Source organism: Clostridium sp. AF19-22AC, assembly GCF_003479085.1.
Classification (GTDB): domain Bacteria; phylum Bacillota; class Clostridia; order Lachnospirales; family Lachnospiraceae; genus Faecalicatena_A; species Faecalicatena_A orotica.
In genome coordinates this window covers 20,831-41,847 of sequence record NZ_QUGN01000036.1, presented here as the reverse complement: position 1 = coordinate 41,847, position 21,017 = coordinate 20,831, and the positions used below count along the sequence as shown (strand labels likewise).

The 21,017-nt window shown below is 43.8% G+C and carries 19 protein-coding genes; 2 read left to right on the top strand and 17 right to left on the bottom strand.

Annotation, left to right across the window (positions count from 1 at the left end):
• The first annotated feature begins 617 nt into the window (after positions 1-617).
• Positions 618-1,787, top strand: coding sequence for a hypothetical protein (locus tag DWX43_RS25380; protein WP_118622728.1), 1,170 nt, complete (start codon positions 618-620; stop codon positions 1,785-1,787).
• Between the two features lie 9 nt (positions 1,788-1,796).
• On the opposite strand, the gene DWX43_RS25375 is transcribed toward DWX43_RS25380, so the two are convergent.
• From DWX43_RS25375 to DWX43_RS25350, 6 genes are read right to left on the bottom strand one after another with little or no spacing between them, the layout of a single operon-like run.
• On the bottom strand, positions 1,797-2,171 hold the full coding sequence (locus tag DWX43_RS25375) for a DUF5655 domain-containing protein (RefSeq protein ID WP_109729619.1): 375 nt from the start codon (positions 2,169-2,171) through the stop codon (positions 1,797-1,799).
• A 36-nt stretch (positions 2,172-2,207) separates the two neighbouring features.
• Positions 2,208-3,278: a 2-dehydropantoate 2-reductase N-terminal domain-containing protein gene (locus DWX43_RS25370; RefSeq protein WP_118622726.1), complete on the bottom strand. Its 1,071-nt coding sequence runs from the start codon at positions 3,276-3,278 to the stop codon at positions 2,208-2,210.
• Positions 3,271-4,443: a mannitol-1-phosphate 5-dehydrogenase gene (locus tag DWX43_RS25365; RefSeq protein WP_118622724.1), complete on the bottom strand. Its 1,173-nt coding sequence runs from the start codon at positions 4,441-4,443 to the stop codon at positions 3,271-3,273. Before DWX43_RS25365 ends, DWX43_RS25370 begins: the two co-directional genes overlap by 8 nt.
• Positions 4,444-4,496: 53 nt before the next feature.
• Positions 4,497-5,867, bottom strand: a complete 1,371-nt coding sequence (locus DWX43_RS25360) for an FGGY-family carbohydrate kinase (protein ID WP_118622722.1) — start codon at positions 5,865-5,867, stop codon at positions 4,497-4,499.
• Positions 5,864-6,877, bottom strand: a complete 1,014-nt coding sequence (locus DWX43_RS25355) for an alcohol dehydrogenase catalytic domain-containing protein (RefSeq protein ID WP_118622720.1) — start codon at positions 6,875-6,877, stop codon at positions 5,864-5,866. Before DWX43_RS25355 ends, DWX43_RS25360 begins: the two co-directional genes overlap by 4 nt.
• Before the next feature lie 14 nt (positions 6,878-6,891).
• The gene (locus DWX43_RS25350; RefSeq protein ID WP_118622719.1) at positions 6,892-7,995 is read right to left on the bottom strand and encodes an ROK family protein; all 1,104 of its coding nucleotides are present in this window, start codon (positions 7,993-7,995) and stop codon (positions 6,892-6,894) included.
• An 89-nt stretch (positions 7,996-8,084) separates the two neighbouring features.
• Between DWX43_RS25350 and DWX43_RS25345 the strand changes: the two genes are divergently transcribed.
• Complete coding sequence (locus DWX43_RS25345; RefSeq protein WP_243099473.1) at positions 8,085-8,909, top strand: MBL fold metallo-hydrolase; 825 nt, start codon at positions 8,085-8,087, stop codon at positions 8,907-8,909.
• A gap of 98 nt (positions 8,910-9,007) precedes the next feature.
• On the opposite strand, the gene DWX43_RS25340 is transcribed toward DWX43_RS25345, so the two are convergent.
• The 11 genes from DWX43_RS25340 to mglC form a co-directional block, all read right to left on the bottom strand.
• Entirely contained in the window at positions 9,008-10,228 is a 1,221-nt protein-coding gene (locus tag DWX43_RS25340) for a PD-(D/E)XK nuclease family protein (RefSeq protein ID WP_118622717.1), read from the bottom strand.
• A gap of 138 nt (positions 10,229-10,366) precedes the next feature.
• A complete protein-coding gene (locus DWX43_RS25335) occupies positions 10,367-10,699 on the bottom strand; it encodes a nucleotide pyrophosphohydrolase (RefSeq protein WP_118622715.1) in 333 nt (110 codons plus the stop codon).
• Positions 10,700-10,736: 37 nt separating this feature from the next.
• Entirely contained in the window at positions 10,737-11,270 is a 534-nt protein-coding gene (locus DWX43_RS25330; protein ID WP_118622713.1) for a flavodoxin family protein, read from the bottom strand.
• Positions 11,271-11,304: 34 nt separating this feature from the next.
• A complete protein-coding gene (locus DWX43_RS25325; protein WP_207666103.1) occupies positions 11,305-12,069 on the bottom strand; it encodes a hypothetical protein in 765 nt (254 codons plus the stop codon).
• Positions 12,070-12,182: 113 nt separating this feature from the next.
• Positions 12,183-13,325 carry an alpha/beta hydrolase gene (locus DWX43_RS25320; RefSeq protein ID WP_118622711.1) on the bottom strand — a complete coding sequence of 381 codons (1,143 nt, stop codon included), beginning with the start codon at positions 13,323-13,325 and terminating at the stop codon, positions 12,183-12,185.
• A 74-nt stretch (positions 13,326-13,399) separates the two neighbouring features.
• Positions 13,400-13,852, bottom strand: coding sequence for a MarR family transcriptional regulator (locus tag DWX43_RS25315; protein ID WP_118622709.1), 453 nt, complete (start codon positions 13,850-13,852; stop codon positions 13,400-13,402).
• 157 nt (positions 13,853-14,009) lie between these two features.
• Positions 14,010-14,828, bottom strand: a complete 819-nt coding sequence (locus DWX43_RS25310) for an MBL fold metallo-hydrolase (RefSeq protein ID WP_118622707.1) — start codon at positions 14,826-14,828, stop codon at positions 14,010-14,012.
• 160 nt (positions 14,829-14,988) lie between these two features.
• A complete protein-coding gene (locus tag DWX43_RS25305) occupies positions 14,989-15,426 on the bottom strand; it encodes a hypothetical protein (protein WP_118622705.1) in 438 nt (145 codons plus the stop codon).
• A 415-nt stretch (positions 15,427-15,841) separates the two neighbouring features.
• Positions 15,842-17,848 carry a beta-galactosidase gene (locus DWX43_RS25295; RefSeq protein WP_118622703.1) on the bottom strand — a complete coding sequence of 669 codons (2,007 nt, stop codon included), beginning with the start codon at positions 17,846-17,848 and terminating at the stop codon, positions 15,842-15,844.
• A 41-nt stretch (positions 17,849-17,889) separates the two neighbouring features.
• The gene (locus tag DWX43_RS25290; protein ID WP_118622701.1) at positions 17,890-19,965 is read right to left on the bottom strand and encodes a glycoside hydrolase family 3 C-terminal domain-containing protein; all 2,076 of its coding nucleotides are present in this window, start codon (positions 19,963-19,965) and stop codon (positions 17,890-17,892) included.
• A gap of 15 nt (positions 19,966-19,980) precedes the next feature.
• Entirely contained in the window at positions 19,981-20,994 is a 1,014-nt protein-coding gene (mglC, locus tag DWX43_RS25285) for a galactose/methyl galactoside ABC transporter permease MglC (RefSeq protein ID WP_118622699.1), read from the bottom strand.
• Positions 20,995-21,017 lie beyond the last annotated feature (23 nt).

Sequence of the window (21,017 nt, the reverse complement as noted above, 5' to 3'; positions counted from 1 at the left end):
TTAAGGTAATGGATAACCTCTACTTTTCATTTTCAATCTTTGTCCTTTATATTACAGTAAAATCAGTCGCCCTGAAACAGAATTATACATTCTTCAATGATTCGGAGCCATTTATGGTACATATCATAAATTTTACAGAAAATGCTTTATTTCCTTTATTATTGATCTGCCTTTATTTCAATGTCACAACCTCAAAATATATCTGCTTTGATATACGGCAGAAGTTAAATCTCTATGACACTTTTATGGGGGCATATATTTCATTCTCCGACATATTGTATACCCTTGAAACAGACACAGAAACTCTTGCACTCCTTTGCCGTTACTCAGCATATAAAGATCACAAATCAGAAACGATACACATTGCTTCAAACAAGTACCCTGACGAAAAAATGCACTGGCTTTTATCCCAGCAGGATTTACTGTTGGAATGCTGCTATCATTTTTCCGGGGATATGCTCAGCCGTTGTCAACAGATTTTTCAAAGTCTTCCTGATTGGTCGCTTTGTCTGCTGGACGAGGATTTCCCGAATAATATGATACAGTTTTTAGAAGAAAATCGCTGAGCATGCAGAATTTTAGAAAAACCACCAGAATTCACAGAATGAGGTAAAGCTATGAGTACAGAAGATAACAAAATCATTCATTTTCCGGGTTCTGACCCGGAAAACGAAAAAATTACGAGTAAGAAACAATTGCTTAAATCTTTCATTCATAAACATTTATCTAAAAGTTTTATTGCATTTGTGCTGGGGACGATTTTAATACCGGCCATTGGTTTCGTTCTTGGTCCTTATTTCAGCAAGAACATTGGGCGGACAAAAATCACAGACACCTATACCCTAAACTATACCAGCGCTGTATCATCAGCATCACTGGTCAATTATAACAAGCAAGACCATTCTTCAGCACGTGAAAAATACACATTTGCCTGTGCTGTCAGAACCTGTTTCTCCTGCAGCAAGACTTCCATAGCGCAGGCAACTGATAATACACTGAATATACTGTCAATTCATGATTACAGTGAGCCTGTGCTGAATTATCACTGTCTTGCGAGCGGCAATACCGTTAATTTTTATATCGTCAATTCCGGTGATGCCGCCGGATGCCCAGAAGGCGTTACCCTATTAGCGAAACAGACAGATACCGGCAGTCCCGCAAACTCTCCCGTTCTTCCCTGGGATAAAGTAGCAAAATCTGACCCTGACACAGCATTTCCGCTCAAACCTGCCCCCGTCGAAGGCGGGGACGGTATCAAATACTATTCATTCGAACCAAGCGACTGGGCTTTTTCATTCATGCAGGATGGCGGACAAATTGGACTGTATGGAAAAGTTGAAAACAAAACAGAATCAGCAGAGTTATTTTTTGGAATTATGTGTTTGTATGAGGGACGCCTTATTATAGAAGGCGGCGGAGCAGGTCCCGGGGACTCGAATATCCTGAACTATGTTTATATCCCCGTTGACCACACCAGTGCAGGCGACATTATCCCGATCCATTCTACCTTTTTAATACAGGACCGGGCCGCCGCAGATACCGTCCTGATACCGGATAAATCCTGCAGGCTTAAATACTCCCTCACCTATAAAATAGATGGCAAAGAATTAACCGCCGGCCCCTTTACAACCACAATCCATGTCCCCCTCTATGAAGACATGAGTACACTCAACATTGCCAATTATATGAATGATGCCGGTATGGATTATTACAAGTATACATCAAATCCCGAGCTTCAGGAAAAGGTCGGCCATGATCCGGTCCGTATTGTAGAGGGATATTACTAGACATACCTGCTACTTTAGCAGTGCAAATTCATAGGCTTCCCTGATCCAGCCCATCAGTTCCTGATCAATCTCATCTACATCTTCCACAATTACATGATGCGTCCACCGGTTTGGATAGGGCTCCACTGCCTGCATGATCCGCGGCGATTCCAGCCGGTGTGACAGACCAAATGTAACGATGATACAGATTTCGGGCCATCCTTTTCTTCTTCTGACCGGAAGCGAAACAAATGCAAAGTTATACTTGTTTTTGAACGAAATCTGGGTCTTTTTTACTTGAATCTCAATATACGCACACTCTTTCAGGATTCTTTCCTCAAATGCCTGATATATCGGCAGGGCCTGGGGCATCTTATCAAAAAACAATAAAGTATCAGCTGTCATAATCGTGCTTTCTCCTTTCAGGTTAGTCCCTCTTACCTAAATTCTACCACACAATTGACGTGCATATTTTAATATTCCCTCAAACAGAGGATCTGTTTTCTCCAACCCGCAGATCTTCTCCAATATTTCTTCATAACTGTTTTCTGCTTTGATCCTGCGCCACTCTTCCTCACCTTCCTGGTCATACACTAACATCGCCCCCGCCGTCATTTCTAAGACAGCTGTATCTTCCCCATATTTTTGAAGCAGCTTCAGCGGCCCGATGACTCTTTCGTTACTCGTCAGTTTCCTCTGTGGTTCGCGGGCGTTGCGCGCAATGGTATCGGCGATTGTCCTGTCGCAGAATTTTGCCCGTGACAGGGCGGCGAATTCCTGCTGGTCTTTTTCATCGTAGCCAAATTCGAGGCACAGGACACGGTTCGTCGCCGCATAATTCTGATCAAGCAGTTTCAGAATCTCCGGATCATTTGCCGCCTCGCCGTAATCCGTGTATCCCCGGATATATCCGAGATATGCGATCACACAGCTTGCGGCATTGTATGTAAAAAGCTTCCTTGTCAGGAAATTGCCGAAATGATCGATTGGTTTTACCCCTTTTACCGGTGGGGTATATCCATTTAACAGCTGTGCATCACACTGCAGATACGGGTAATTCTCTGAATAGATGTCCAGACCGCCGTCACTTGTAGTCGTGCAGAATACCGTTGCTTCGCTTATACTCACATTTTCTTTTCCGATTACGCTGCGCAGGGTTTCCGAAGGCCGGGAAGCATTTTCACATGTAATGATATAGCAGGGGGTATCCTCCAGTTTTCCTCTGAGCGATTCTCCGACTGCTTCCAGATTGGAGCCGCCCACGGACACGAAGACCAGCTCCACTTCTGAAAAATCGGCATCCTCCCATGTACATGCATGATAATCATCCACCACAAATTTGGGACGTACGTCCCCGAAAAAGGTGATCTGAAAGTTTCCCTTATCGTTTAGTTCTCTGACCAGTTCTGTATCTTTATCCACAAACATGATCTCTAAATGATCTTCTTTCAACAATCTTCCCACAAATCCCCGTCCGGTTTTCCCCGCACCGATTACCGCAATTTTACTCATTGATCCATCCTCTTCCCTTCAACAGTTCTATCTTTGATTTGATCAGTTTTCCCAGCTCCCCGTCCGCATCAAGCCCACATACGTTTACAAGCACGGCATCTATGCCCTCTTCTTTTCTAATCCGCTCCAGTTCCCGGGCAAACGGGTCACTGTCATTTTTGTAATAGACAGCCGCCGCAATTGCCGTCGCCAGGTGCTCCGGTACGATCCCGTATTCCTGCACAAGCCGTGCAGAACCGACAAGGCGGTCCTCCCGGCCAAGCTTTCGCAGGGGATCGCGCGCATTGCGTTCAATAAAGTCAACAATCTTGTAATCCTGCAGTTTGCGCTTTGAGGTCCGCGTGAATGCAAGCTGTTCCTCCAGCGGAAACTGGTGTTTCTTTGACAGTGCCTGTGCCGTCTCCGTGTACACACCTTCCAGAACTTCCAGAATCCGCTCGTCGTGTGCGGCATCCGCAAGTTTATCATACCCCAGAAGCGCACCAAGATAGGATACCGTCCCGTTTGCCGCGTTGTAGGTGTAAAACTTCCGCTCAAGAAAGCCTGTAAATTCCTCAACCAGCTTCAAGCCCTGAATATCCGGAAGTTTCCCGGCAAGCCGGGAAGCATCAACAGGCAGCTCCCAGAAATCCTGAACATTAACAATCAACGGGTCCTTCTTGAGAAGTTCCTCCTCCGATTCAATTGCCGACCGCATGATGACAGCCTCCGTAATGCCTACGTGTTCCTCCAAATAGAGTTTCGCGTCCTGGCAGATCATTTCATCCATAGCATCCTGAAGTATCTGTGCCGGCTGTTTCCAGTTTTCACACGTAATAATATTCAAGTCTTTGCCCGTCACCGCTTTTCTCTCGATCCCTTTTGCCAGCAGTTCTGTTATGCCGCCAAGATTTTTCCCTCCCACAGCTGTAAATACACATTCTGCCTCTGCGATGGCCTCCGTGATTTTCTCCGGCTCAGAGAACTTTAGTGCCCTGACACCTTTCACGACACAATTCTTATCACTGTTTCCAAGAATGTTTACCGTGTAGCTTCCCCGCTCGTTAATCAGATCGGCCAGCGTGTCGTTATATTCGATAAATGTAAAATCAATCCCGCTTAAATACAGCAAATGCCCGATAAATCCTCTGGCAATCTTTCCTGCTCCAAATATTACACAACTCATATTTTCTCCTTTTCTACTACTGTGCCCCCCCTGTTGGCGTGCACAGTACCTCTTTATCTGCCGCCTGTCAGGTTTTCTTTTTCTGTAAACAGCGCTTCCAGCGAAGGATACAGCTTTTTATATAGTTCAAATCGTTTCAGTAATATATCCCGGTAAGCCCCCGTCGGATAGATCACTGTATCTGTTTTACACAGACTGTGTGCCGCATTCTCGAGATCATCAAACAATTCATTTCCCACACCTGCAAGCATAACGGCCCCCATAGCAGAGGTATCATTTTCTTTTAAGGTCCTCACCGGCATCCCGAACAACTCCGCTTTCAGCGTATTGAGCGTCCGGTTTTTCGCCGCGCCGCCTGTCACTACGAGGGCCCTGCCTTCCGCCGACAGCTGAGTGTAAATGTGATACAGGCTGAACACAATCCCCTCCATTACTGAATAGGCCAGATGACATTTTTCACATTGTCCGCTGATACCGAAGAACACTCCTCTTGCATCCGGATTCCATATAGGAGCCCTCTCCCCGTTCAGGTATGGCAGAAAAATTGGAGGGTTGTCCCGGATACACGTTTCAATGTCTGCCTCCGGCGAAAAGTTTTTCAGGCAGAAATCCATTGATGCCCCGCTGGATGCGGTAACCCCGTAGTGGATAAAATCTTGAAAATATGGACCGCTCACCATTTTTGTATCACGGATTATCTGTTTCGTTAACACCCCGATATGCTCACTCGTACCCGTAATATCAAACACTTCGTTTCGGACCCCCATGCCCAGCAGCCCTGCAAAAAAATCATTGCATCCTATATATACTGGTATGCCCGGCTTAAGTCCTGTCTGCGTATTGCTGACCTCCCCCGCTTTCTCCCAAGGGTACATGACCGGAGGGAGCACTCCTGCATCTATTCCGGCATATGCAAGTCCCCATTCACTATACTGTGCCGTTTCCAGATTTGCCAGTCCTCTCCACGAATACAGGTCTGTCACCCGTTTTCCCGTCAGCACTTCACAGAGAAGATCCTTTGGCTGGCAGATAGTTTTAAAATTTCCGTAATGCTTCTTTATGTACATCATTCGCGGAATCGGGTAAGAATGTATCTCCGGATGGGGCATCGAGATTTCCCTGAGAAATACATCTGGCCCAATTTCTTTCCTTAGTATGTCAAGTTCTTCTTTCCCTTCCGGTGACCTCCAGCTGATAACATCCCTGCCGTCCACCACATAGGTTCCCACCTGTGAAGACAGTCCTACCGCAGTGACGGATGGGGCATCTATTTTCCCGACCGCCTGATACACGGCTTTTATCCATGCCTCACACCCGGCGCCCTTATATGTTTCTTTCACCTTTCTTACCGTGCCGTCTGTATACCACTGAAGCAGCTTCACAGATGACGTCCCCAGATCGATTCCAAGTATACTCTGTCTCAAAATTGAAACACCGCCTTTATGAATCCTTTCGGCCTGCTTCTTACCATTGCAAGCCCTTCTTCAAATTCCTCCAGATTCAGCTTCTTGCTTACAAAGCTTTCTATGTCAATCAGGCCTTCGGCCATATACGAAACAGCCTTTTTATGCATGTTCCAATTGTTTCCTGCTCCGACCACCCTGAGGTTGTTGATATGGATATCGTCCATGCGGATGCTCATCGTTTTCCCCCTGCCATATCCGGCAAGTGCAACCGTTCCACCTTTTCTTGCAATCTTGAGGCAATTCTGTATGCAGGATTCTATCCCAGTGGCATCAATCACCACATCGGAGCCGCCCGGATGCAGTCCTTTCATGACTTCCACAACATCCTCTTTTTCCGTTTCTATGGTAGCGCAGGCTCCCAGATTTCTTGCTTCCTCCAGCCGTTTTCCGGTGGACGCACATACTACGATCCTGCGCATCCCCATCGACTTTGCCGCAGCCAGCATACACAGGCCGATGGAACCGGCCCCCATGATCGTCAGGGTATCCCCGAATTTTGCGCCTGCCTTCTCAAGCGTGCCGAGCGCCACCCCAAGAGGCTCGCACAGTGCCCCGTGGTCAAAGGACACCTGTCCGGGAAGTTCACAGAGACCATAGGCGGGCACAATCACATACTCCGCATAGGCTCCGTTTCTTCTGAATCCGATTTCCTCAAATTCGCTGCAGTATCTCCAGTTCCCACTCCTGCACGCATCGCATTTCAGGCAGACCACGTCATTGCTCCCGATCACACGTTTTCCGATCCATGCTTCATCCTCTGCACTTCCCACGCTGTCAACAATCCCGCTCCATTCGTGTCCCGGAATCAGGGGGTAGTTTGCCGGGATATTGCCGTCTATCACCTCCAGATCCGTGGCGCAGATGGCCGCGGACTTTACTTTCACACGCACAAAACCGGCCGGCGGCTCCGGTTTTTCCACCGCCTTCAATAAAACGGTTCCCGGTTTCTCAACTACAATTGCCTTCATGTTTTCCTTCCTCCTCACAATTTTATTTTCCTGACTGCCTGATTCAGTGCCATCGCTGCGGCCCCGTAACAGGCACACCCTGCATCTGTTCTGGAAAATACTGCCCCGTCATTGATCCGGGTTACAGGTTCCATAAAAAATCTTTCGCTCTCCATAAGTTCCCCGCATAGAATGATATCCGTTATATGAAATATTTTTCGCATATTATAAATCGAAATGCCAAGTTTCGTCCCCATATCCTCAAATAGTGCCTTCGCCTGCGTTTCCCCCGCTCCGGCAGCTTCTATCAGGCTTTCCAGAGTCCTTCCCGAAAGCTTTTCCAATCCATTGACCGAGGCATAGGCTTCCAGACATCCCCTGTCTTTGACGGAATCTGTGTCCCTGTCCCATTCTGCCAGTGTATGGGCGATTTCAAAGCGTCCCGTCCCCTTCAGGATAACAGAGTCCAGCATCACTGCCATGCCGATCCCCCTGTCGATTCGAAGAAGGATGGCGTTTTGCACCTCTTTGGTTTCAGCATAGGCATGGAGGATACAGTTCGGATCATGCTCCAGCCAGACCGGAATCCCATATCTCTCCTCAAGCATCGCTGCCAGAGGCACGCTGTCCCATCCCCCACACTGGGCAATGCTCACAGAAATCCCGTTTTCAGCATCCACGACACCCTGCATGGCTGCGCCGATCCCGATGATTTCATATTTTTTACTCTCTTCGTCTGTAAGCGCCTGATCCAGAATCCCATTAATGCATCCAAGTAATTTTTCTTTACTACTGTAGCATGTTGGACAGTTCCACGTCTTCAGCGTCTCACTCTTCAGACTCACAAGCGCCGCTTTCATCCCTGTAATATTGACATCTATCCCCAGTGTACAGTACCTGCTGCCATCCACTTCCAGATAAGACGGCGTCCGCCCCGGCCCCGTGTTCCCATCCGGCTTATGTTCAGTTACAAAGCCATTGCCGATCAGACGCGCCGTAATATTGGAAATGGCGCCCCAGCTCATCCCTGTCACTGCCTCTATCTGCTTGCGTGTGATCTGCTTCTCCTCCCGGATCAGATGGAAAATGTCGATGCAGTTTTCGTGTTTCATGTACTCCTGATTCATAAACCTTTTCAATGCGCGGAGTCCTCCTTGACTATTATATCACTCGATGATATAATAATTTTATCACCCGGAAATAGAATCGTCAATAAGGAGAATGTCATATGTTAAAAGAGGAAATCATGGCGGTAAAAACGCTGGATCACCAGATCGCAGTCTTCTATCTCGGTCAGGAAGGTTTCCTGATCCGGTATCAGGGGACATCCATCCTGATCGATGCTTATCTTTCAGATTACGTAGACAGGAATTGCTGTACAGACAGTGTGGTATGGAAAAGGAAATACGATGCACCAATCGACGCGTCAGAACTGGATTTTATAGATTATGTATTCTGTACACATCCCCATTTCGATCATGCAGACCCGGACACACTCGCAGTCCTCAATAAAGTAAACAAGAATATCACTTATATTATTCCTTACTCATTGGAGGAATTGATGATATCTTACGGGATACCAGAAGACCGGATTCGATGTGCCGATGCAGATCAGGAGATGAAACTTTCGAAGCTGCTCGTGACACCTGTCCCCGCCGCACACGAGCAGCTTCATAAGGATGAGAATGGACATTATAAAGAACTGGGATATCGGATACAGTTCGGAGAGGATGTTACTATTTTCCACGCTGGAGACTGCTGCCCTTATGACGGGCTGAGTGAACGGCTGAAAGGGGTGGATATTGGATTTCTTCCCGTGAACGGACGCGATTATTACCGCTTAAGAGAGGATATCATCGGGAACATGGACAGCAGCGAAGCCATACTGCTTGCGAAAGAGACGGGTATGGGCCTCCTTGTCCCCATGCATTTCGACTTGTATGCCGTGAATGAAGTAAACCCGGCCCATTTCGTTGACCGTCTCTTTGCACTGAACCGGATGCAGAGATTTCACATATTTGCCCCGGGGGAAAGTTACATCTTCGGAAAATAAGGCTGCCAATAAGTCTTTAATTACGAATCGCCAGTTCCGGCAAATGCCGGTTCTGGCGATCCAGATTTGTTCCGTTAAGATAATCATTTTTGACTATTTTATTTCAGTAAATTTTTAATCTTTTCAGCACAGACATCAACAAAAGCATCGAATTTCACATGATCAAACAGATCATAATATGCTTGATTGTGCTCTTTGAAGTCAGGAGACTGCACCTCGTCATTATTGGGAACATACTCCCAATATGCCCACCAGTTATTGGTACAAGGCTCAACTTTAAGGGCGTTTCTGATTTCATCATCAAATAAGGTTTTGTTTGTGGCTTCCCCATTCACAGGACAACAATACCCAATGAAAATTTTATAATCAATTTCAATTCTTACCCAAACGTCTTTATCCGAATGGATAACATTCTTGTCCTTGTAGAAAAAACTAATTCCCGGATATGTCGAGTGTTTTCGATTGTAATACGTCTTGATTTTTTTATTGTTCTCATATTCAAAATCATATTGGTTGTTAATCTTTTGGATACCCACCTTTTCTTCAATAGCACGAAACAGCTTTAGCATGATTTCTTCTCTAACTTCATTTAGCGTACTCTGAATAGCAATGGCACTTTTTATATTGTCAGATGAAGCGAGCAGCAATTCCTTGATTTCCATTTCTTTTTCATCTCCCATCTTATCGGTAAATTTACGAATAACCGCAATAAGCTGTAGCAGCACTTCTCGAATAGGTGCAATTTTTAAAGTGTTGCTTTGCTTAAGGCATAAATCGAGCCATCCTAAGATATCATCTGAAAAAGAGAGATTAACAACCTCTTCATAACCCTCTTCATTTTCTGTGAGTCCTTTCGCACTGTATTCGCCCGGAGATGTACCAAATCGAGTGAGATAATATATCTTTGGGGCTTCGGTACGCTTTCTAGCCTCTACAAAATAATCGTAGCATTGATTTTCTTGTTCGCCTGCATATATTTTAACTTCAATCGGAATAAATTTTGTTGCGGTTTCAATGACCAAATCAATTCGCCTTTGTGCATCGATTTGATATTCACGAAAAACTCTTGTGGTTTCTAGTTCAGCTTCTGATATTTGAATATGTAAAGCACTCTCAAAAAACAATTTTAGGTAGACTGCACCTTGACAGTGAGAGCCTGTCGGCGAGAGCAATTCGTGTAAAACCCGGCATATCGTAACTTCATCATATGCGATATTCGCTACTTCAAAAATATTAAAGTATCCACCTGTTTTTTGGTAGAGCAAATCATACTTTTGAGATATGGCCGTAATTTGAGATAATAATATTTGACAATTCATTTCTACACCCCTTTCGTTTCTATTGGTAGTATCAAATATTAAAGTTTTGCCTGTTCTGCACTGATCTTCCCAGCATCCACACGCTCTACAATTGGCTCTGCCGCTGCATGTCTGTGCACTGCCAAAGAATAGCTATTACTATTGCAGCTCCGTATATTTCTTTTTACTTCCATACACTTTACTTACTTCATATTTTGCAGCATTTTTCTTCATTTTTGTACGGATAATGTCTTCCACATCCGCATCTATGGCGTCTGCCATGAGCAGACAGTAAACCATCACATCCGCGAGTTCATCCTTCATCTGGTCCCGCTTCTCTTCCACCGATGTATCTTCTGCCGACCATTGAAACAATTCCAGAAGCTCTGCCGCCTCAAGATTTATGGAAATGGCGAGGTCTTTCGGATTATGAAACTGTTTCCAGTTACGCTCATCGCGGAATGCGAGCACTTCTTCCATGAGTTCTTTCATACTGTACCTCCTGAATTATTTTACTCATCTACACACCTTAAAGATTCTTTCCCAGTTCATATGCCTGTGCCGGATAGTCCGTTTTCTGCAATGCATCCACATCGGCACACTCTACGCCTACTACCGTCCCTGCGATTTCCCAGTCCAGAAACTTTGTCATTCCTTTAAAGGATGCAATTGCACCATCAGCAGATTCCATCGTATCGTCTGCCATCGCCAGTATGAGCACTGCCTTCTTATGTCCATGCAGCGCAGAATCATTGGCATAGAAACGGTCAATGACAGCCTTCACCTGTGCATTGATGTCATAGTAATAAATCGGAGACACAAGCACAACTGCATCTGCCGCCAGAAGCTGTGTGTTCACTTCATTCATATCGTCCTGAAACACGCAGCCGGCATCCGTGTTGTGGCATTTTTCACAGGCAATGCACGGGTGCACGTTCTTAAATGCCGCATCAAAACGATAAACCTCGTGTCCTGCCTCTTCCGCCCCTTTTATAAACTCAGATGCGAGCATCGCGGTCGTTCCGTTTTTGTGGGCGCTTCCTGTAATCATTAAGATCTTCATAGATATGTCCTCCTTAGTATGTTTTATATATTGCTTAATGGACGAAATTCTCCATTTCGTTTTGATTTTTGATAATCCAGATCAGCCAGTTTGTAAATTCAACTGCTAAATGCTTTTGATGGGAGTTAACTATTATTGGGGGACATAACACAGGAAATTCAACTGCTAACCTGCATTCTATCCCAGCAGGCGTATCTCTAAATTGGTGTCTTACACCGCCGATAATCGTCCCATCATCCAGTTTTGCCACCCCTGCTGACTGGTAAGTAAATTTAGGGTTTTTAGGTTCTGAAAGCCCACTTTCATCACCAAATGTTATAAAGAATTGTACCGGTACCGGAGCATTCCCGGTTGTTTCAATCACTTCTAAAACACCATTTTTATCTGGTGTTAATACATAATGTTCAGGGTAGACTGATAAATTCACTTTTCGGTGTTCTTTTGCAGCTTCTACCATTAACAAATCCAGTAGTTTACTGAATTTATCAACAGATATCCCCTTTGCCAGTATTGTTGTTCTCGCTACACGTCGTTTTTTGCCAGATAGCCTGCCTGCAATTTTCATCACATATTTGCTAAAAAACAGTTTTTTTCTCAAGATCTTCCTGATTTCATCATCAGATAATTGAACCTTCCATTTTGTTAATTTATCACTCATTTCTGATATTGATGCTTTTTGTGGTATTTTTATATGCAGGGTTTTATATGCTTTTTTTATTCTTTGTTTTTTCCAGACTTCCATATCTTGCTGGGTGAACTGCTTTCTGTTAATTAAAACTTTTATATTAACATCTTTCATTTTACTTCATCCCCTATTTACTTATCTATTTTATTATCTATCCGAAGGCGGGAAAACTCAAGTAAGATTTTATACTGTTTTGTCACATTAACAATCAGACCTTTTGATTAAGTCTAATCAGCCTCGGGAAAATGTTGATTTAGCCAATCAACAATTGTATTAACTGCCAGCATATGATTCCCAATTTGACAATGTTGTTCGCCGCCCTCTGCCACGGTAAACATCCTGCAAGTCAGGCTTTTTGCATTATGTATGGAACTTTTCAGCCGGTAAAATTGAATCGACGGTATATAATGATCTTTCTCTCCAGCCAGCAAGAGCACATCCTGCGTAATGAAATCCGTACTCCCTAAAAGATTGTGATGAGATAGATTTTGATAAAACTCAAAAGGTGTTTTTGTTCCTGTAATATGCATCCCTTGATTTACCGCCCAATCAGCCAGAACACTTTTCTTTACAATCTTACCAACCAGCCCATTGAGAAGTCGTTTCCATTTTTTATAATAAGCAAGCCGGATGATTCGGCAGATAGGAGCAGGAAATACATTTGTCATTACTTCCAGCCCGTCATCCATTACATCGTATGCGGCAACAGCTGATATTCTTTTTTCATAGGCAGCACTTCGCAAAGCAAAATAACCACCCCATGAGATTCCTACAAAAGCACATCTTTTAATATGGAAGTAATCTAAAATGGCAGATGTGGCATTTTCAAAATCAAAACGGAAGTATAAGTTTTCCCGAAGACATTTCCCCTGTCCTGGCCCGTCAAAAAGAATAATTTCAAAGCCTTTAGATACAAGGTCATGCACCTGCAATACAAATTCTTCAATAAAGGAATCATATCCCCCACAGACAACGACCGTTCCCTTCAAATACGTGGGAGACAGTTTCAGGCAATATAGATTTTTTCCTTCAAAGGGAACCTGTATTTTTTCATAGTGTAATTGCAGCTCCAAATCAAAGGCACGGTAAAAATTCTTAATACATTTACTATAAGTATCATCCTTTCGTTCATCAGTGGATTTTAAGAAAAACTCGGCCATACGATAGTAATAGGCCGCATGAAGATAGTGTTTAATGCTTTCGGCATTTCTGCCCATACCCGACCAGACTGCATACCATTCTTCAAACGTTCGTACACTTGGAAGATTCATCTTAATTTCTTTACTGTTACATGCCAAATCGCCATAAGTTAAAACCCTGTTGATTTGAAAATTAAACTGCGGAATAGGATTTATCATTGTATAACTCATTGTTACCTCCCCCCTTCCTTCTATTAAGTTACTTAACAGAAAAAGCAAAAAATATTCCAGCCATATCTATACTTTTACGATAGTTCCTTCCACATCTTTTGAACATCAATGGCCAGCGACGAAAGAATATCAACTGTTTCCGGCGGATATTTGTTCAATATGGCAGTCAGCTTTTCCCTCAGTAAAATATGCTGCTTATCATGTAAATCAGAAACTTTTTCTCCTTTTTCCGTAAGAGATAAGATAACTTCATTATCCGTATCTGGAGAAACTCTTTTTTCAATAAAACCCTTTTTGACAAGTCTGCTGACCGCTTGGGACGCAGCACTTCTTGAAGTTCCCTGCAATTTTGCCAAATCAGTTATATTGATATTTTCATGTGCCCGTATAGCTGCAATGGTATGAATTTCAGCCAAATAAATTTTAGGTTCAACATCATAGGTGTGTGTCGATTTTTCCAGAGCTGAGTATTGATTTATCGTCTGGAGAAATAATTCACATAATTGATCTACAGGTAAATTATTCATTGCATCCCTCCTCTGTTAATCTACTTAACAGAATACGGCGTATATCTGTTTATGTCAAGCGGATTTATAGTAAATATGACATTTGAAGCTTCAATTTCGGTGAAATTAACAGGGGGCATCATGATTCTCCCTAACCACAATACCCCCTGTACTGGCGTTATCTTAGTCTGGCCAGCATCTTATTACTCAATGTCCTGAATACCTGACAATAATTCTGAAAACCAGTCTGCCCGATTATATAAATGTTTGGCATATAAGCCATCCGCCTTTTTGAATATGCTATCCGTTCTAAACCATTATCCACAGATGTATGGTTACTCAACGCTACATCGACCTTTTCTCTTTTTGCTTCACCTAAGAAATAATCCAAAGATTTTAAATAGATCTGCACACCGTCCCCTGTCCACGGAGGTGTTGTACCCCCCCACAATGCAGCCATGTGAACTTCCCCGCCTTCCTTTACCGGGAAAATATAACTAAGGCCTCCCGGCGTATGGCCCGGAGTTCCATAAACATGAATCACCTTATCTCCCAGTGTTATGGTATCTCCATCCTCTATATAGACACTTATCTCATAATCCTTCCACGTTTCCGGCCTGTCACCTTTTACTGAATGTTCTTTCCAATAAATATCATCCACTTCCGACAGATATGTTTCCACATGGTATTTTTCAACCAGCCATCTGCCGCACCCAGTATGATCTACATGTCCATGAGTTAATACTAATTTTTTTATATAATCCGGATTCCAGCCAACATCTTTAATGGCCCTTACAATTGCGTCAAAAGCCTCTTTTCTGGGCCAGATAGCATCAATGACTATAAGCCCCTCTGAAGTTTTCAGCACAAAACAGTTTGTTTCTTTCTGTGCAACAATCATTAAATCGTCAAAAATCAAAGCATGAGTGAAAAAAGTCATGTCCTCCATTGCCCTGATCGTCATCTCATTAACAACCGGAATATTCATTCTATCCATATTATTCTCTCTCCTCTGTACAATCATTTATCATCTTAATGCACAGAGGATTAGCGGTTCTTAGCGTGCATCTTTAGAAATCTTTTCATTCCTTCAGCCTTTCTGCAATCTCATGGATTATTACCCCTGCTTATTTCAAATTTCCAAACCAAATAGAATTTTATCGTTCTGACATATATTTTTGTATTTCATCTGGAGTCAGTTTCCGTATCTGTGTATTTTCATATTCTCTGTATTCTTCGATAGCGAAAACAGGTGCCATACTTTCACACGTTTTTCCCTTATTCTTTTTTAGATATAACTGCAAATCTTCGCTGCCCGCAAAGATTTTGTATGAAAGTCTGCCATTATTACTTCTAACCTCATAAATACCACACGGCTTTTTCATACTGTAATCAGCGGTTCGCAAATACAATTTTGCAATTTCCAGTGACTTAAAAGGAAAATTCCACCGCTGCAATCCTCTTTTAGGATCATGTTCAATACAAATACACCGTCCACAGGTTCCACATATGTACTGGGTATGATTTTCCAAACAATCAATCGGATTTAATAGCGGAGTTATTCTATTTTCATCTACATAACATTCCATACACATAACACTTTCTCCTCCATTCAAACTTGTCTGTTGCCTTCATTCTGAACCGTTGCAAATTTTGTAACAGTTGATGTTCTTGCCAATTCACCCTCATCAAAAATATTTTTATGCACCTTGATATGGTAGTTTAATCATACAAATTTCCTCTTTCTACACTACTTTACCAAATTACACAAATCAGATAATATATTATACCATTCTCCTTTGACTTTTTCTATTACTTCCAGAGTCATAACCACCATCTCCACCATCTTAACCCAAAATCACAAACTTAGGATGAAGTGATATGACTCAATAAAAACTATTCTTTTGGGTGTTTTTATATTGTTTGTTTTCACTAATCCCCCCGTTTATATTACAAAAGGAGGCATCATGATTCTCCCGAACCATAATGCCTCTATTTCTATGACCGTATCTAACTAAATTGCAGGACTGCAACCCCGAACGCTTCCAGAGTAACAGCGCTATCTCCCTTTTCCCCGGAAATCATTTCCGTATATGTTCCTTTTACAGGCACCACAGCCTGCTGGTCCGAATGGTTTAGCAGGAACAGGGCTTCTTTTTCCCCATCACTGGCAGTCACCGCCTCGATCCCTTCCATTTCATAGGGAAGTACATTCATATCAAGCTCCCTTCCCAGATAGAGGGCAAGATTTTTCATCTCATTTTCTTCTAAGTCACACCCGAGGTAATAAGTCTTTCCGCTGCCAAACTGGTTTACTGTAAAACATGGTTTCCCCGCATAGTAGTCTCCCGTATAAACACCGAGTACCTTTGCGTTTACAGGTTTTATGATATCGCACCAGATCTTAGCCGTACTATTTCCAAATACGCCCGATACTGCTGTTATTTTTTCTAGCAGCGGGTCATACTCTTCTATCTCCACTCCAGCCATTTCGCTTAAGAATCCCGGCATAGTCTCTGTCAGCATATTATTGTGCATATCCTTAATACCACTCCGGAAGCTGAATAAGACAGTGCCTCCGTCCCGGATGTAGTCTTCCAGATTCTGCTTTGTCTTTTCATCTGACATCATGAACAACGGCGCAAGTATGAGCTTGTATTGTTTAAAACTATCCTCCGGCGAAACAAAATCAACAGCACATCCCAGTTTGGTAAATGCCTTGTAGTATTCCAACTGAAAGTCATCATATTGAAGGTTCTCTGCCTGGCGGTGGATCGCCTGGCTCCATTCACAGTCAAAGGATTTTAAAATAGCGGCCTCTGCATGAGGCATTAGTGCTTTATAATGCCTGTTTAAGGATTTCATTTCAGTGCCTGTCCGGGCGATTTCACGATATCTTCTATTTTCCCTGCCATCGTAATTCAGAATGCCATGCCAGAGTTCTTCTGTTCCAAACGGACATGTTCTCCACCTGAAATATACAACCGTATCTGCCCCGCCTGCAACTGCCTGATAAGTCCACAGCCTTAACCTTCCCGGCGACGGTGCCGGTCCCATCTTACTCCACCCGCAGGGGCCTGACTGCTGCTCCATCACCCAGAAGGGCTGCTTTTTATAACTCCGAAGCAAGGCGTGGTCTCTTGACACAGTTTCTTTATCGGCTTTTCCCCACTGGAACTCTACATAATTGTCCCATGTAACGAAATCCAGTTCTTTTGACAGTTTGAAATAGTCAATACCTGTCCCTGAATTAACCGCCGCATCCAATAGATTTGTAGTCACAGGCCTGTCTGAGTATCTCCGGATGGTATCTGCCGATTCCTTCGTAAAAGCTATGACCGAATCACTGCAGAACCTGTCATAATCCAGAAGAAGCGCCGGATTCTGCCCCTGTGTATCGTGGCATGTATCATAACAGGCCCCCGCTCTTGGAATAATGACTTCTTCAAAGCTATTGTAGATCTGGCTCCAGAATACTGTGCCGTATATCTGGTTTAGGTTATCTATTGTCCCGTATTTATTCTTCAGCCAGTTCTGGAACTTTATCCGGCAGTTTTCACAATAGCATCGGGCCGTATTAGACCAGCCCAGTTCATTATCTATCTGCCATCCTTCTACAGCTTCGTTCTGACCATACCTCTGTGCAATCTTTTCATTTAGTATGCGTACTTTCTCCCGGTATGTATCGCTGTTAAAACAGTAATGCTTCCTCGTTCCAAATCCTTTTGGATTCCCATGTATGTCCCATTGTAAAATATCCGGGCAGCGGTCTGTCAGCCACTTGGGCGGGGTCGCCGAAGGCGTGCACAGTACCGCCTTCATTTGATGCCGGTTCAGGAAATCCAGCACTTCATCCATCCATTCAAAATCAAATCTGCCTACCTCAGGCTCATAAAGGCTCCATGCAAATTCACCAATACGTACTAATCCGATATTGGCCTTTGCCATCATTTCCATATCGGTTTCCCATCTGGATTTGTCCCAATGCTCCGGATAGTAATCAACGCCTATTCTCATATTCTCCTCCAATAAGAACCATAAACCATTTGTGCATCATACTATACAGAAAATGTGAAGACAGCCTTTTTCAAATCATCCATCTTGCTTGAGTCACCGGTATATGCAGTGTATGTAATATCCTCTTTTACAAAATCATCTTTTTCCTCAGAATAATATGCCATATCTGCTGCCGTTACCTGCAAAATAACTTCCTTCTTTTCGCCCGGCTCAAGTTCGACTCTCTGGAAATCTTTCAGCACCTTCACAGGGCGGTCTACTGCGCTGTCCTCACAGCCAATATAAAGCTGTACGACATCTGCGCCCTTTTGTTTTCCTGTATTCTGTATGCTTACCCTGATCTTTGCAGTTCCGTCAAATACTTCCACCGTTGGTCCGCCCAGTTCAAATGTGGTGTAGGAAAGGCCGTATCCGAATGGATATAAAACAGGGATTCCCTCTTTCTCCATTTTGGTGTAGCCATGATAATATTCGTACTCTGCATAAGTGCAGTCCGGATCAAATGCAGGATAGTCCTCTTCTGAATAGGTAACCGTATATGGCAGTTTCCCGCTCGGGCAAATATCACCGAACAGAATGTCTGCCAGAGAATTACCGCCTTCCATTCCACTATAGAAAGAAAACAGGATTGCAGGCACATCCCCTTCCCATTCATCAATTAAAATCGCACTGCTTCCAACGATAGAAACAACTGTATTCTCATTCACTCCTTTTAGTGCATGTATTAAATCCACATCTCGTTTGTGAAGGCGCATACTGGCCCTGTCTCCGCCCATCTCCGCAATATCGCTCCTGTCAGCCAAAAATTCCCCTTCGTCACTGTGGATATAGCCTGCCACAATAACAACGGCATCTGCATCTTCTGCAAGTGCTTTTGCCCGTCCAAGGTCACTTCCGTCATCATACAGAACCTGGGCCTGAGGCATTTTCTTCATGAGTCCCTTCAACGGGGTTATTGTATAATAAGGATGGACTCTGCTGGAACCATGATCCCCTATATTTTCGGTATCTCCCAGAACACCCAGCACTACAATCTTATCTGTAGTCTGTTTACTAAATGGCAGTACATTATTTTCATTTTTCAGAAGAACCATAGCCTCGTCTGCCGCACGTTTTGCCACTGCCACATGCTCCTCACAGGCGAGTAAATCTGCTGTATATTCCTGCAGGTCTTTTCTCGTTTCATAAAACAGTACCGTTCTGAGGATATAGCCGACAGCCTCGTCTACGTCCGCGATGTCAAGACGTCCATCTTCTACCGCCTTCGGTATCTCTTCTACATAGCGGCAGAAACAGGGCATTTCTACATTCATGCCTGACAGTACTGCCTTCACACCGTCTTTAACTGCCCACAGGAAGTCTGACAGGGTAAATCCTTCAAATCCCCATTTGTCTCTTAGGATATCTTTTAAAAGATATCTGCTCTCTGAGGCCTGTTCCCCATAGACTTTATTGTAAGCACCCATAACAGACGCTGCGCCTTCTTCAATACAGCGTTTAAAATGTGGAAGATATACTTCAAACAAAGTTCGCTTATCTGCATGCACATCCGCTTTAAATCTTGCATTTTCTATGCTGTTCATTGCGAAATGCTTGATACACGCCATTACGTTCTGACTCTGGACGCCTCTTGTCAGGGCCGCGCCCATTTCGCCGAGATGAAAACTGTCTTCCCCATAGCACTCCTGCGCCCTGCCCCATCTCGGATTTCTCGGAAGGTTGATGCAGACCCCGCCGAAATAATTTCCGCCCTCTGCACGTACCTCTGCACCGATGACCTTTCCTATTTCTTCCTCCAGTTCTCTGTCAAATGATGCGCCTCTGGCCATTGATACAGGGAAGCAGGTCGCCGAGCCGGATACGACACCGCGCGGTCCGTCAACGAAGCGGATATTCGGCAGTCCCAGCCGCTCTACCGCTTTCGTTGGATAGGGTTTTACGTTGTAATGACAAATTAAGAATAAGTCGTCCATTAGTTTCTGTTCCGTAATCTGCCCGGACATGATTCCTATTTTTTCTTCCAGTGTAAGTTTGGGTATTACTTCATCTACATATCTTTTAATTGTTTCTTTGCTGCATTCTTCCGTAAGCTTTGTATTCTTTACAACATCTCTCATGATACCGCCCTCACTTTATTTTCTTTTTGTATATTTTCTCATATCAATCACGACAGCAAGCAGGATAATCAATCCTTTTACAATATACTGCCAATACATATTTACACCGATAAATGCCAGACCATAATTAATGACCGTAAAAATAAGCACACCGATTACGATTCCGCCTACACTTCCCACACCTCCTGAAAGTGAGACACCACCAATGACACAGGCCGCTACCGCATCCATTTCATAACCGTTTCCCGTTGTGTTGGAAGCACTGCCGATACGCGCCACTTCCAGAGCCGCTGCAATGGCATACATCATCCCTGCTGCGGCATAAACAGTAATTTGTGTCCTGATTACATTTACCCCTGACACTTTTGCTGCTTCCGGATTTCCTCCAACCGCAAACATGTACTTTCCAAATTTTGTTTTATTCCACACGATCCAGCATACGATACATACAATGACGGCAATAATAATCAGATACGGAATCCTGAATTCCCCAAATCCAACCGAGCCTGTTGCAATTTTCGTGATGGATGGGTCAATCCCTCCTATAGGCTGTGCCCCATACGGCGGGCGGTCGAAATAAATGGAAGAAATCCCATATAAAATTAACTGCATGCCCAGTGTGGCAATAAAAGGCGGAACCTTAAATATTGCAACCGCCAGACCCGATATGCCGCCGAATACAAGGCAGATTAACATAACTACCAGCAACGGCACGATAATCGGCATCTGCCGGAGATTAGGGTACATCCTGTACGCATATTCCGGTGCCTGTACAAGGGATGCAAAAACAACTGCTGCCAGCCCAATCATACGCCCGGTTGACAGGTCCACGCCCTGTACAACCAGAATCATCCCCGCCGCCAGGGCAATGATAATCTTTGTGGATGACTGTGCAAATATGTTTCGAAAGTTATTAAATGATAAAAATTTTGGTTCTACAATAATGATTCCGATAAGAAGAATGATAAAGACAATATAAATTGCCTTCTCGGCCATTAACTCCTTCATCCGTGTTTTAGAGATTTTCATGTAACATATCCTCCTGTTTTTAC

Excerpts from the sequence above, each read along its gene's own strand:
- DWX43_RS25380 (WP_118622728.1), top strand. The coding sequence starts at position 618 with ATGAGTACAGAAGATAACAAAATCATTCATTTTCCGGGTTCTGACCCG.
- DWX43_RS25375 (WP_109729619.1), bottom strand. The coding sequence starts at position 2,171 with ATGACAGCTGATACTTTATTGTTTTTTGATAAGATGCCCCAGGCCCTG.
- DWX43_RS25370 (WP_118622726.1), bottom strand. The coding sequence starts at position 3,278 with ATGAGTAAAATTGCGGTAATCGGTGCGGGGAAAACCGGACGGGGATTT.
- DWX43_RS25365 (WP_118622724.1), bottom strand. The coding sequence starts at position 4,443 with ATGAGTTGTGTAATATTTGGAGCAGGAAAGATTGCCAGAGGATTTATC.
- DWX43_RS25355 (WP_118622720.1), bottom strand. The coding sequence starts at position 6,877 with ATGAAGGCAATTGTAGTTGAGAAACCGGGAACCGTTTTATTGAAGGCG.
- DWX43_RS25345 (WP_243099473.1), top strand. The coding sequence starts at position 8,085 with ATGTTAAAAGAGGAAATCATGGCGGTAAAAACGCTGGATCACCAGATC.
- DWX43_RS25340 (WP_118622717.1), bottom strand. The coding sequence starts at position 10,228 with ATGAATTGTCAAATATTATTATCTCAAATTACGGCCATATCTCAAAAG.
- DWX43_RS25335 (WP_118622715.1), bottom strand. The coding sequence starts at position 10,699 with ATGAAAGAACTCATGGAAGAAGTGCTCGCATTCCGCGATGAGCGTAAC.
- DWX43_RS25330 (WP_118622713.1), bottom strand. The coding sequence starts at position 11,270 with ATGAAGATCTTAATGATTACAGGAAGCGCCCACAAAAACGGAACGACC.
- DWX43_RS25325 (WP_207666103.1), bottom strand. The coding sequence starts at position 12,069 with ATGAAAGATGTTAATATAAAAGTTTTAATTAACAGAAAGCAGTTCACC.
- DWX43_RS25320 (WP_118622711.1), bottom strand. The coding sequence starts at position 13,325 with ATGAGTTATACAATGATAAATCCTATTCCGCAGTTTAATTTTCAAATC.
- DWX43_RS25315 (WP_118622709.1), bottom strand. The coding sequence starts at position 13,852 with ATGAATAATTTACCTGTAGATCAATTATGTGAATTATTTCTCCAGACG.
- DWX43_RS25310 (WP_118622707.1), bottom strand. The coding sequence starts at position 14,828 with ATGGATAGAATGAATATTCCGGTTGTTAATGAGATGACGATCAGGGCA.
- DWX43_RS25305 (WP_118622705.1), bottom strand. The coding sequence starts at position 15,426 with ATGTGTATGGAATGTTATGTAGATGAAAATAGAATAACTCCGCTATTA.
- DWX43_RS25295 (WP_118622703.1), bottom strand. The coding sequence starts at position 17,848 with ATGAGAATAGGCGTTGATTACTATCCGGAGCATTGGGACAAATCCAGA.
- DWX43_RS25290 (WP_118622701.1), bottom strand. The coding sequence starts at position 19,965 with ATGAGAGATGTTGTAAAGAATACAAAGCTTACGGAAGAATGCAGCAAA.
- mglC (WP_118622699.1), bottom strand. The coding sequence starts at position 20,994 with ATGAAAATCTCTAAAACACGGATGAAGGAGTTAATGGCCGAGAAGGCA.